Origin of the sequence: Streptomyces sp. NPDC087420, assembly GCF_044744165.1 — a bacterium.
GTDB lineage: Bacteria > Actinomycetota > Actinomycetes > Streptomycetales > Streptomycetaceae > Streptomyces.
On record NZ_JBIUXU010000005.1, the window covers coordinates 279,315 to 291,545 of the forward strand.

Here is a 12,231-nt window from a genome sequence, read left to right on the forward strand (position 1 = left end):
CCGGTCTCAGCCGCCGGGCGGCGGCGCCTCGCGGGTGCGGGTCCACTCCCGCAGCTGCTCCGCCGTCCAGGTGTTGACGACCCGGTCGGCCGGTACGCCGCACTCCTCGGCCCGCGCACAGCCGAGGAGTTGCCAGTCGAGCTGTCCGGGCGCGTGGGCGTCCGTGTCGACGGCGAAGAAGACCCCGGCCGCGACCGCCTCGCGCAGCAGCCGGCGGGGCGGATCGAGCCGCTCCGGCCTGCTGTTGATCTCCACCGCCGTGCCCGACTCGGCGCAGGCGGCGAACACGGCCGCCGCGTCGAACTCCGACTCCGGCCGGCTCCCGCCCGTACCGCCGTCCCTGCTCCCGCGCCGCTCACGGCCCGTCAACAGCCGTCCGGTGCAGTGCCCGAGAACGTCCGTCAGCGGATTGCGGACGGCGGCGACCATGCGCCGGGTCATCGGCGCCGATTCCATCCGCAGCTTCGAGTGGACGGACGCCACCACCAGGTCCAGCCGTTCGAGCAGCTCCGGCTCCTGGTCCAGCGAGCCGTCGGGCAGGATGTCGCACTCAATGCCGGTGAGCAGCCGGAACGGCGCCCATTCCGCGTTCAGTCCGTCGATCACGTCGAGCTGCTCCCGCAGCCGTTCCGGTGACAGGCCCCGTGCGACGGTCAGCCGTGGCGAGTGGTCGGTGAGGACGGCCCACTCGTGCCCGAGCGCGGCGGCCGTACGGCCCATCAGCTCGATCGGGCTGCCGCCGTCCGACCAGTCCGAGTGGAGGTGGCAGTCGCCGCGCAGCCGGGCGCGCAACTCCTGGCCGCGCTCGGCGAGCGGCCCCCCGGCCGTTTCCTCCAGACCGCGCAGATAGCCGGGGACGGCCCCGTCCACCGCCTCTTCGACGACCTGGGCCGTCTTCGGCCCGATGCCCGGCACCCGGGACAGCGTGCCGGCCGCGGCGCGCCGGGCGACCTCGTCGGGTGCCAGGCCCGCCACGGCGGCGGACGCCGTACGGAACGCCTTGACGCGGTACGTCTCCGCCCGTGACCGCTCCAGGAGAAAGGCGATCCTGTCCAGAGCCTCCACCGGATCCATGCGCGCCCCCACTGGGTCGGTTCGCCTGCCGCCCATTCTCCGTGCCCACCCCATGACGTGCATCTCGCACGCGTCTGTCCGCGCGGACAGGGGGTAGCCGAACACGCAGCACAGGACGCGCGCGACAGGGGAGGGCGGCATGACTTCGACAGCGGAAGAAAAAGCGGCGACGGAAGCCGATGTGGACGTGTACGAGGACGGGCGCGAGGAGACGGCGAACGAGCGGGCGGACCGTCAGTGGTCCGAACTGATCCAGGAAGTACGCGTCGCGCAGACCGGCGTACAGATCATGTTCGGGTTCCTGCTGACGGTGGCCTTCACCCCGCGCTTCGCCACGCTCGCCGGAACGGACAAGAACATCTACCTGATCACCGTCGTCCTCGGCGCGGCCGCGACCGGCGCGCTGATAGGTCCGGTCGCCTTCCACCGGGTCGTCTCCGGCCGCCGTATGAAACCCCGGGCGGTGACGTGGGCGTCCAGACTGACCGTCACCGGCCTGTGCCTCCTGCTCGCCACGCTGGTGTCCGCGCTGTTGCTGATCCTCCGGGTCGCGACCCACAACCACTTCGTCCCGTGGATCGTCTCGGGGATCGTCGCGTGGTACCTGCTGTGCTGGTTCGTCCTGCCGCTCTGGGCGAGCCACCGGCACGGGTCGGAGCGTGACTCCTGACCGGTCCGGGCGCGAACGACCCGGGTGCGAATGACCCGGGTGCGAACGACCCGGGTGCGAACGACCCGGATGGGACCGGCCTGATCCGGACATGATGAGACCCCGCGAGCGGAGGACGCTGCGGGGTCTCACACTGCGGCCCTGGCCGGACCTCGTCCCACCGCCGAACGGTGGGACGACACGCGCGGCCCCTGCCGTACGGAGCCCGGCCGACGCGCCCGGAGGGGGCGCTGCCGTGGGCTCCATGCCTCATGGCCGGGATGGTCACCGTCCAGGCCGCCGGATGGTGGCGGTGGAAGTTCTGAACGGCGTCCGGCATGGCGACAGGGGCAGAGCGGGCCGGGTCATGGCTGATCCGGTGGTGGCCGCATGGTGGTGCGGTCGAGCGATGGATCAGCCCTGAGCGGTACGACGCTTGCGAGCGGCCCACATGATGCCCGCACCGGCGACCAGGACAACAGCGGCCGCGCCCGCGATGATGGGCGTGGAGCTGGAGGAACCGGTCTCGGCGAGGTTGTCACCGGCCGGGCTCGGCTGCGACGACGGAACGGCCGCCGGCGAAGAGCTGGTGGGCTCCTCGGTCGGGGTCGGGGTCGACGTGCCGGTCGGGGTCGGGGTACCCGAAGGGGTCTCCGTGACCGGCGGCGTCTTCGTCGGCGTCGGTGTCGGCGTCGGCGTCGGGGTGGGCTCCTCGTCGCCGGGGCAGACCTCGGAGGTCTTGGTCTCGTCGACGTTGTACTGACCGCCGTCGGCGGCCTTCACGACGAGGTGGAGCTCGACCGGCTTGGAGTGCTTGGCGATCGGCAGCGTCGTGTTGAACTTGTCGCCGAACTTCTCGCTGATGAGCGACGCGCCGTCCGCGGTGAGGGACACCTCGTTGACGGGGTTGTCGCCATGGCCGTAAGACTTCAGGTCCACGGTGACCGACGAGCAGGAAACGGTCCAGTTCGGCGTGTGCGCGGCGGCCGTGCCGGCCGAGAGACCGACTCCCAGCACACCCGCTGCCGCGACCGCTATGAGTGCGCCGGGGCGCCTCAACGATCTGTTGAATACAGTCACAGAATCCTCCGCGATAACCGCGCCGTCCATATTGACGGCGCGCGCGCACAGTACCGCCATCAACGCGGAGGTTCTCAACCGCCCCACCCAACTCTCCGCCTCCGCGCGCCTCGTGCGGGAGGGAGAAGGGTGTATGGGCCCCATAAGGCCGTCGGTGGTCACTTCACGCCGAGCGAGGGGATCAGACGTCCCGCCGCCGCGCCCGGCTGGCATATTCGTGTCGTTACCCCTGATGAAGCCCCTGACCACAAGGCTCCACCGTTCGGCTGAGGTCCTTCCCTTCCCTCAAACAACGGTGATCCTTGGGAGTTTAAGTAAAGATTTCGTCAACAAAGGCGCGCCGGTTTCCCGTTGCTCGGATTAGGACCGATTTGTGCGCCACCGTCGCGGCGTGTTGTCCCTGACCCACTGACGCGCCGCGGCGAGTCGCGGATGCCGCTCCCGCTGCTCGCGCGACGCGCGGTCCAGCTCCTCCATCAGCCGCTGCGAGCGGTTCCGCATGTCCAGTTCATCCAGGATTCGATCGATCTCCGTCAGGAGGGCGCCGTGGAGCTGCCACTGGCGGGGGTGCCGCTGAACGCCTGTCAGCAGGAGCTGCGCCAGGTGCTCCCGGGCGGTGGCCGCCGCCGCGAGATCCTCCGCCAGCCGGTTCTCCGCCATCTCCGCGCTCTCGCTCACCTGCGTGGTGACCAGTACGGCGAAGCTCACGACGGCGTCCGCGACATGACCGAGCAACTCCTGGAGCGCGAACCCCACGTCGGGGGTGAACAGCGGTTCCTCCGTACGGTTCTTGGCCAGGTCGGTCATCGTCCTGGCCAGCACCCGCAGGACCACCGTGCAGATCTCCAGCGTGTCGAGTCCGGTACGGAGCACCACCCGGTTGAGCAGCCCCTCCTTGACACGGGGGTTGAGCCGGAGGCTGTCCTCCGCCTGGCGCAGCGCCGCGTCCACCTCGCTGATGTCGTGGTCGAGGCGGCGCGCCTCGTGGAGCCGGGCCGCCGCCCGCGCGACCGGCGTCGGCGACGTCAGCCCTTCCCCGATGCCGAGCAGCAGTTGGCGCAGCCGGCGGGCCAGGCCCTCGATGGACTCTCCCGCGTTGGCGATCCACACCGGCGGTACGAACAGGACGTTGAACAGCAGCCCCACCACCGCACCGATCAGCGTCTCCAGCACCCGGTCCCAGGCGGTGGACGCCACCTGGGTCACCCCGAGCACCAGCATGGCGCTGATCGCGACCTCCGGCACGAACTCGCCCGCCCGGACGATACGACCCACCACCAGTGAGGCCAGGATGATCAGGCCGAGACTCCACCACGTCAGCCCGACCAGCGCGCTGAAACCGATGGCGACCAGCACCCCGGCCACCACGGCGTTCACTCTGCGGACGCCGGTGGTGAGGGTGGAGAACAGGGTGACCTGCACGACGAGCAGGGCGGTCAGCGGCGCGGTGAGCGGGGCTGCCTCGTTGCTCAGGCGCAGGGCGACGACATAGGCGATGGTGGCGGCGACGGTCGAGCGCAGGGTCTGGACGACGGCCGGCTCGCGCCGCCGCTTCACCAGTTCGGCGACCGGCGCCCTCACGGTGTTTCGGACATCAGGCACGCAGTGTCCCTTCCCGCCGGGGAGCGGCCCAGACCGGAACAGTGCCCTTGATCGTCCTATTGCCGTGGCGCCGCTCCCCGGGTCGCACGTCGGAGCCCGCCGGGTGACGCTGGGACAGGTCTTCTCCCGGAGCGAGGACCGCACACGCGCTGGAGGAAGCGATGGGTTTCCGCAGATTGATCCGCGACTGGCCGGTCTACCGGCAGCTCACCGGGTCGGATCCACTGGGGCGGGGCCGCGCGGCGATGTCGTCCCGTACCGAAGAGCTGACGCCCCGCACGGCCACCGCCGACCGTGTCGTGCAGTCCGTCTGCCCCTACTGCGCGGTCGGCTGCGGCCAGCAGGTGTACGTCAAGGACGAGCGGGTCGTGCAGATCGAGGGGGACCCCGATTCCCCGGTCAGCCGGGGCAGGCTCTGCCCCAAGGGTTCCGCGACGCTCCAGCTCACCACCGGGTCCGCCCGCAGACACCAGGTCCTCCACCGGCCGCCGTACGCGAAGGACTGGCAGCCGCTCGACCTGGAGACGGCCATGGACATGGTCGCCGACCGGGTCGTCGAGACCCGCCGGCGCACCTGGGAGTGGGAGCACGAGGGCCTGCGCACCGCCCGCACACTGGGCATCGCCAGCCTCGGCGGGGCCACCCTCGACAACGAGGAGAACTACCTCATCAAGAAACTGCTGACCGGGCTCGGAGTGGTCCAGGTCGAGAACCAGGCGCGCGTCTGCCACAGCTCCACCGTGGCCGGGCTCGGTACCTCGTTCGGACGCGGCGGCGCCACCACGTTCATGCAGGACCTCCAGCACGCGGACTGCATCGTCATCCAGGGCTCGAACTACGCCGAGGCGCACCCCGTCGGCTTCCAGTGGGTGATGGAGGCGAAGGCGCGCGGCGCGCGGATCATCCATGTGGACCCGCGGTTCACCCGTACGAGTGCGCTGGCCGATCTGCACGTACCGATCCGCGCGGGCAGTGACATCGCCTTCCTCGGCGCGGTCATCAACCACGTGCTCACCGAGGAGAAGGACTTCAGGGAGTACGTCCTCGCCTACACCAACGCGGCCACGCTCGTCGGCGAGGACTTCCGGGACACCGAGGACCTCGACGGTGTCTTCTCCGGACTGGACGAGGAGCGCCACCACTACGACCCGGCGAGCTGGCAGTACGAGGGGACCCGCGTCCAGGCCCCCTCGGGCGAGGTCGACGAGCAGTACGAGGAGCGCGAAGGCGGCGATCCGGGACACGGCGAGCCCGCCACCGACCCCGACGTACGGGCGCGGCTCTCCGAGGCCGGCGGCTCGGAGAGCCACGGGTCCGGCGGTGCGCCGGCGGGCGCCCGCGCCCCGCGCGACGAGACCCTCCAGCACCCGCGCTGCGTCTACCAGATCCTCAGACGGCACTACGCCCGCTACACCCCCGAGCTGGTCGAGGAGGTCTGCGGCATCCCCCGCGCGACCTTCCTCCAGGTGTGCGACGCCCTGACCGCCAACTCGGGCCGGGAGCGCACCAGCGCCTTCTGCTACGCAGTCGGCTGGACCCAGCACACCGTCGGCTCCCAGTACATCCGCGCCGCGAGCGTCCTCCAACTGCTCCTCGGCAACATCGGACGTCCCGGCGGCGGCATCCAGGCCCTGCGCGGACACGCCTCCATCCAGGGCTCCAGCGACATCCCCACCCTGTTCAACCTGCTGCCCGGCTACCTCCCGATGCCCCACGCGCACGCCCACGAGAACCTCGACGCGTTCATCGACGCGGGCCGTACGGACAAGGGCTTCTGGGGCAACATGCGGGCGTACTTCGTCAGCCTCCTCAAGGCCTACTACGGCGACGCCGCCACCGCTGAGAACGACTTCTGCTTCGACCACCTGCCACGCCTGACGGGCTCCCACTCCACGTACGAGACCGTCGTCGCCCAGCTCGAAGGCGTCTGCAAGGGCTACTTCCTGATGGGCGAGAACCCCGCCGTCGGCTCCGCCAACACCCGCCTCCAGCGGCTCGGCATGGCCGAGCTGGAGTGGCTGGTCGTCCGGGACTTCTCCCTCATCGAGTCCGCGACCTGGTGGCAGGACGGCCCGGAGATCCAGACCGGCGAGCTGCGCACCGAGGACATCGGCACGGAGGTCTTCTTCTTCCCGGCCGCCGCGCACACCGAGAAGTCCGGCTCCTTCACCAACACCAACCGCTGGCTCCAGTGGCACCCCGCGGCCGTCGAGCCCGGGGGCGACGCGCGCAGCGACCTGTGGTTCATGTACCACCTGGGCCGCCGGATCAAGGAGAGACTGGCCGCCTCCACGGACCCCATGGACCGGCCCGTACAAGACCTCACCTGGGACTATCCGGTGCACGGCCCCACGGAAGAACCGTCCGCCGAGGCCGTGCTCGCCGAGATCAACGGGCACGCCGCGGACGGCTCGCCACTCAGCGCCTACACCGAACTCAAGGACGACGGGTCCACCCGCTGCGGCTGCTGGATCTACTGCGGCGTCTACGCCGGCGGCGTCAACCACGCCGCGAGCCGCAAGCCGGGCAGGGAACAGGACTGGGTGGCCGCCGAGTGGGCCTGGGCCTGGCCCGCCAACCGCCGCATCCTCTACAACCGCGCCTCCGCAGCGCCCGACGGCACCCCGTGGAGCGCCCGCAAGGCGTACGTGTGGTGGGACGAGGCGAGCCGGAAGTGGACCGGGCACGACGTCCCGGACTTCATCCCCGACCGGGCGCCCGGCCACGTACCGCCGGACGGCGCGACGGGACCCGACGCGCTGCGCGGCGACGACCCGTTCATCATGCAGGCGGACGGCAAGGGCTGGCTCTTCGCGCCCGCCGGGCTGGAGGACGGGCCGCTGCCCACCCACTACGAACCGCAGGACTCGCCCTTCACCAGCACCCTGTACCCGCACCGGTCCCGCTCGCCCGTACGGGAGTTGGTGGCGCGCGAGGGCAACCGCTACCACCCCAGCGGGGACGAGCCGGGCGCGGGCGTCTACCCGTACATCGTCACCACCCACCGGCTCACCGAGCACTTCACCGCCGGGGGGATGAGCCGCTGGTCGCCGTATCTCTCCGAGCTGCAACCGGAGTTCTTCTGCGAACTCTCCCCACAGCTCGCCGCCGAACGCGGTCTGGAGCACGGCGGGTGGGCGACGATCGTGACCGCGCGGGGCGCCGTCGAGGCACGGGTGATGGTCACGTCCCGGCTCACCCCGCTGACGGTGCACGGCCGTACCGTCCACCAGATCGGGCTGCCGTTCCACTGGGGGCCCAACGGGCTGTCCACCGGCGACGCGGCCAACGAGCTGGTCGCCATGGCGCTCGACCCCAACGCCCACATCCAGGAGGACAAGGCGCTGACGGCGGACATCGTCGCGGGCCGCCGCCCGCGCGGTCCTGCCCTTCCCGAGCTGGTCGCGGAGTACCGCAGGCGCGCGGGCATCAGCGAAGAGACCGGTACGGAGGTCGGCACGTGATCGAGGACCTGTTCGGCAAGAACCTGCTCGGGGGGCCTGAACCGGACCCCGCCCGGGACGCGGGCCACGAGGACCCGCCGCCGCGTGTCGGCTTCTTCACCGACACCTCCGTGTGCATCGGCTGCAAGGCCTGCGAGGTGGCGTGCAAGGAATGGAACGCCATCCCGGAGGACGGCCTGTCGCTGTCCGGCATGTCGTACGACAACACGCGGAGCCTCGGTGCCTCCAGCTGGCGGCACGTGGCGTTCATCGAACAGCCCGCGTCCGCCGCGTCTCCCGCGCCGACGGCACCGTCCGTACCGGCGCCCGACGGCAGGACCGAACTCCCTCTGGCGGGCGGCGCGGCCGGCCCCGCGCCCGCCGCCGACCCGGGCAGCGGTGACATGCGCTGGCTGATGTCCTCGGACGTCTGCAAGCACTGCACCCACGCCGCGTGCCTGGACGTGTGCCCCACCGGCGCCCTCTTCCGTACGGAATTCGGCACGGTCGTCGTCCAGGAGGACGTCTGCAACGGCTGCGGCTACTGCGTGCCCGCCTGTCCGTACGGCGTGATCGAGCAACGGCCGTCGGACGGCCGGGTCTTCAAATGCACCATGTGTTACGACCGCCTCGGCGCCGGACAGGAACCGGCCTGCGCCAAGGCGTGCCCCACGGAGTCCATCCAGTTCGGCCCGCTGGACGAACTGCGCGAACGCGCCGCCCTGCGGGTCGACCAGCTGCACGAGGCCGGGGTCACCGAGGCGCGGCTGTACGGGCACGAGCCGGACGACGGCGTCGGCGGCGACGGCGCGTTTTTCCTCCTCCTCGACGAACCGGAGGTCTACGGCCTGCCGCCGCACCCGGTCGTCACCACCCGGGACCTGCCCCGGATGTGGAAACACGCGGCCACCGCCGCGCTCTGCCTGGCGGGCGGCTTCGCCGTCTCGTACGCGATCCCCGCCCTCGGCACACTCACCGGCACATTCGCCGGCACACTCGGCACGCTCACCGGAACGCTCACCGGAAGGAAGGGACGGCGATGACCGGCTCCCGCGACACCCGGAACCCCGATCGCGGGCGGCGGCGCAAGCGGCGCGGCGAGGAACTGATGGTGCCGCGCGCCGAGTTCGACTCGTACTACGGCAGGCCCATCATCAAGCCGCCGTCCTGGTCGGCCCGTGACATCGCCGGGTACTTCTTCCTCGGCGGCCTGGCCGGAGCGGGCTCTGTACTCGCCGCCGGCGCGCAGCTGACCGGGCGCCCCACGCTGGCCAGGGCCATGAAGGTCTCCTCGCTCGGCGCGGTCACCCTCTCGGCCGCCGCGCTCGTCCACGACCTCGGCAGGCCCGAGCGGTTCGTGAACATGCTGCGGGTCTTCAAACCGACGTCACCGATGAGCGTCGGCTCCTGGCTGCTCTCCGCGTACGGTCCCGCCGCCGGTGTCGCCGCCCTCTGCGCGGTCACGGGCCGGCTGCCCAGGACCGGCGCGCTCGCCACGGGCACCGCCGCGCTGTTCGGTCCGGCGATCGCGTCGTACACCGCCGTCCTGGCCGCCGACACCGCCGTCCCCGCGTGGCACGGGGCCCACCGTGAACTGCCCTACGTCTTCACCGCGTCGGCGACGGCCGCTGCCGCCGGGATGGCGCTGGTGGTGGCCCCGCCGCACGAGAGCGCCCCGGCGCGGGTGGCCGCCGTGCTCGGCGCGGCCGGCGAGGTCTCCGCCATGGCGGCCGCGGAACGGCGGCTCGGGCCGGTCGCCGAGACCTACCGGCAAGGCCGTGGCGGCGCGTTGCTCCGTACGGCCCGGATCCTGACCGTCACCGGCGCGGCGGGCGCGGCCGTGTACGGCGGCCGGGGCCGGGCGCCCGCCGCCCTCAGCGGCGCGCTGCTCCTGGCCGGCTCCGTCTGCACGCGCTTCGGCGTCTTCGCCGCCGGGGTCGCCTCGGCCGAGGACCCGGCGTACACGGTGGGTCCCCAGCGGGCGGCGAAGGCGCGGGAGCGGGCGGAGAGGGCGGGGGCCGTACGGGAAGGGCAGGCCCCGGCCCCCGGGTGAGCGCCCTCGTCACGCCTCAGCGGCGCGGCGGCTCCTCGCCGCCGCTCCGCCGGCTGCCGTCGCCGGACTCCGGCTCGTCCTCGCCCGGCGGCCGGTAGGCCTCCTCGCCGTGACCGCCCAGCTGGTGTGGGTAGAGCCGCTCGCCGTGGCCGGGGAACCGGTCGGAGGGGTCCGTGTTCTCCTCGATGTGGGCCTGGTGGTCCGGTTTCACCGGCTGCTCCGAGGGCTTCGGCGGCGGCCCCATCCGGGAGCGCAGCCGCGCCCCGTACCAGAAACCGCCCAGAAGAATGATCACGACGATCAGGCCCACCACAAACGCGATGACCTTCGTCCCGATCCCGCTGGCCGCCAGGTCGACAAAGTCACCGGCGTGGACAGGGCTCGCGTGGTGCGTGTTCGGTGGGTTCATGGTCATCCGCGTACCCCATGTCGGTGACATCAGACGGGCGCTCGGCCGGAGGCCGCGCATTCTTCACCCGGAGGAACGAATTCCGGGCACCGGCCCAGCGCCTTCCCGGCCCTGACCCCCTCCGGTGCTTTCATGGCCGGATGCCGGAGCAGCAGGGTGCGGAGGTGAGCTCCATGGCGCACAGGATCACGCTCGTCGCGGAGTTGGCCCTCTGGTGGGGCGGCCTGCTCGTGCTCTGGCTGATGCTGATCGGTCCCGTCGAACCCCTGGAGTGGGCGGTCGGCGGCTCCGCCGCGCTGCTCGGCGCCGCCGCGGCCCTCGGCGCCCGCCGGGCGGTGACCGACCGGTGAACGGCTGGCTCCTCGCCGCGATCGTCCTGCTCCTGGGCGGAACGGCCCCCGCGATCCTGGGCGTGGCCACCGGACCCGTCAGGCGCCGGGTCCTCGCCCAGAACCTCGCCACCCTCACCGGCTGCCTCGTCCTGCTCCTGCTGGCGCAGGGGTACGGGCGCTCCGCCTACCTGGACTCCGCGCTCGTGCTCGCCGTGCTCGGCCCCGCCGGCACGCTGATCTACGCACGGCTCTTCGTGGAGGAACTGGTCGCCGACCCGCCGCGCGGCCGCGCCTCCGACGTCCTCTCCGTCGCCGCGTCGGCCGCGGTCGTCGTACCGCTGTGCGTGGTCACCGACCCCGGCAGGGCCACGGTGAAACTCCTCGTGATCGGGGTGCTGCTGGTGGCGGGCAACCTGATCTCCTCCCGGGCCCTGCGGCACAGCCCCCCGCCCCTGCCCCCGGACACCGAAGGGGCCGCCGCCCATGGATGACGTACTGATCGTCGTCACCCTCCTGCTCGTCGCCGCGGCCGCCACGGCGGCCGTCGTGGTCCGCGATCCCGCCCGCCAGGCGCTCGTCCTGTCCCTGCTCGGCCTCACCCTGGCCCTGCTGTTCACCGTCCTCCAGGCTCCCGACGTGGCGCTGTCCCAACTCGCCGTCGGCTCGGCGCTGACGCCGCTCCTGCTGCTCCTGTCCGTACGGAAGATCCGGCGGCGCGGCCTCCCGCGCCCCGCGGACCCGTCACCGTCCGGGTCGCCGTCGTCGTCCGGACAGCCGTCACCGTCCGGACAGCCGTCACCGTCCGGGTCGCCGGCGCCGACCGGGGACCGGGGCCGGAGGGGGACGGCGTGAGCCGCAGGCTGCGGATGTGGGTGCTGGCGCTCGGCACCGCCGGGGTCGCCGTCCTGCTCGTCACCGCGTACCTGGAACTCCCCGGCTTCGGCGGCGACTCCCACCCCTACGGCGACCGCGCGGTGAGCGCCTCACTGGCCCACCGCACCGCGAACGTCATCTCCTCCGTCAACTTCGACCAGCGCGGCTTCGACACGCTGGGCGAGGAGAGCATCCTCTTCGCCGCCGTCCTCGGCACCGTCGTGCTGCTGCGCCAGACCCGCGACGAACGCCAGGTCGAGCCCGCCCCCGCCCAGGTGGCCGCCTTCGTACGCCGGTACGCGCTCTACGCGCTGCCCGTCACGCTCCTGGTCGGCCTGTACATCGTCGCCCACGGCCAGCTCAGCCCCGGCGGCGGCTTCCAGGGCGGAGTGGTCGTCGCGACCGCGCTGCACCTGCTCTACATCGCCGTCGACTACCGCGCCCTGGAACGGGTCAGACCCATCTGGCTGTTCGCCCTCGGCGACGCGATCGGCGAGAGCGCGTACGCCGTGCTGGGCATCGCCGGACTCGTCTGGGGAACCGCGTTCCTCGCCAACTTCGTGCCGCTCGGCACCTTCAACACCCTGTCCTCCGGAGGGACCGTCCCGCTCCTGAACGCGGCCATCGGCGTGGAGGTCGCCTGCGCGGTGGTCGTCCTGCTCGCCCGGTTCCTGGACCAGGCGGTCGAGATCGAGAAGGCCGGGTGAGGGGGGACC

The 12,231-nt window shown here is 72.0% G+C and carries 11 protein-coding genes and 1 pseudogene; 8 read left to right on the plus strand and 4 right to left on the minus strand.

Annotated elements, in window-relative coordinates:
• Positions 1 to 6: 6 nt before the first annotated feature.
• Positions 7 to 1,074, minus strand: coding sequence for a PHP domain-containing protein (locus ACIO1C_RS12175; RefSeq protein ID WP_401861600.1), 1,068 nt, complete (start codon positions 1,072 to 1,074; stop codon positions 7 to 9).
• A 139-nt stretch (positions 1,075 to 1,213) separates the two neighbouring features.
• On the opposite strand from ACIO1C_RS12175, the gene ACIO1C_RS12180 reads away from it, so the two are divergent.
• Positions 1,214 to 1,744 carry a DUF6328 family protein gene (locus tag ACIO1C_RS12180; RefSeq protein WP_401861602.1) on the plus strand — a complete coding sequence of 177 codons (531 nt, stop codon included), beginning with the start codon at positions 1,214 to 1,216 and terminating at the stop codon, positions 1,742 to 1,744.
• Between the two features lie 393 nt (positions 1,745 to 2,137).
• Here the strand turns inward: ACIO1C_RS12180 and ACIO1C_RS12185 are convergent, their stop codons facing one another.
• Positions 2,138 to 2,803, minus strand: a complete 666-nt coding sequence (locus ACIO1C_RS12185; protein WP_401861605.1) for an LAETG motif-containing sortase-dependent surface protein — start codon at positions 2,801 to 2,803, stop codon at positions 2,138 to 2,140.
• Between the two features lie 360 nt (positions 2,804 to 3,163).
• On the minus strand, positions 3,164 to 4,405 hold the full coding sequence (locus ACIO1C_RS12190; protein WP_401861606.1) for an aromatic acid exporter family protein: 1,242 nt from the start codon (positions 4,403 to 4,405) through the stop codon (positions 3,164 to 3,166).
• A 161-nt stretch (positions 4,406 to 4,566) separates the two neighbouring features.
• Here ACIO1C_RS12190 and fdh point away from each other — a divergent pair, with 161 nt between their 5' ends.
• The 3 genes from fdh (at position 4,567) to nrfD (ending at position 9,901) form a co-directional block, all read left to right on the plus strand.
• Complete coding sequence (gene fdh, locus ACIO1C_RS12195) at positions 4,567 to 7,869, plus strand: formate dehydrogenase (protein WP_401861609.1); 3,303 nt, start codon at positions 4,567 to 4,569, stop codon at positions 7,867 to 7,869.
• Positions 7,866 to 8,891, plus strand: coding sequence for a 4Fe-4S dicluster domain-containing protein (locus ACIO1C_RS12200; RefSeq protein WP_401861611.1), 1,026 nt, complete (start codon positions 7,866 to 7,868; stop codon positions 8,889 to 8,891). Before fdh ends, ACIO1C_RS12200 begins: the two co-directional genes overlap by 4 nt.
• Before the next feature lie 65 nt (positions 8,892 to 8,956).
• Entirely contained in the window at positions 8,957 to 9,901 is a 945-nt protein-coding gene (nrfD, locus tag ACIO1C_RS12205; RefSeq protein WP_401862180.1) for an NrfD/PsrC family molybdoenzyme membrane anchor subunit, read from the plus strand.
• 16 nt (positions 9,902 to 9,917) lie between these two features.
• Here nrfD and ACIO1C_RS12210 read toward each other — a convergent pair whose 3' ends face one another.
• A complete protein-coding gene (locus ACIO1C_RS12210; RefSeq protein ID WP_401861614.1) occupies positions 9,918 to 10,310 on the minus strand; it encodes a DUF6479 family protein in 393 nt (130 codons plus the stop codon).
• Positions 10,311 to 10,450: 140 nt separating this feature from the next.
• Between ACIO1C_RS12210 and ACIO1C_RS12215 the strand changes: the two genes are divergently transcribed.
• From ACIO1C_RS12215 to ACIO1C_RS12230, 4 genes and pseudogenes are all read left to right on the plus strand, one after another.
• Positions 10,451 to 10,660, plus strand: a complete 210-nt coding sequence (locus tag ACIO1C_RS12215; protein ID WP_401861617.1) for a hypothetical protein — start codon at positions 10,451 to 10,453, stop codon at positions 10,658 to 10,660.
• Complete coding sequence (locus ACIO1C_RS12220; protein WP_401861620.1) at positions 10,657 to 11,133, plus strand: monovalent cation/H+ antiporter complex subunit F; 477 nt, start codon at positions 10,657 to 10,659, stop codon at positions 11,131 to 11,133. Before ACIO1C_RS12215 ends, ACIO1C_RS12220 begins: the two co-directional genes overlap by 4 nt.
• Positions 11,126 to 11,362, plus strand: a pseudogene (locus tag ACIO1C_RS12225) (Na(+)/H(+) antiporter subunit B); the annotation flags it as partial. The gene ACIO1C_RS12220 and the pseudogene ACIO1C_RS12225, both read left to right, overlap by 8 nt.
• Before the next feature lie 128 nt (positions 11,363 to 11,490).
• On the plus strand, positions 11,491 to 12,222 hold the full coding sequence (locus tag ACIO1C_RS12230; RefSeq protein ID WP_401861623.1) for an MnhB domain-containing protein: 732 nt from the start codon (positions 11,491 to 11,493) through the stop codon (positions 12,220 to 12,222).
• Positions 12,223 to 12,231: the final 9 nt, after the last annotated feature.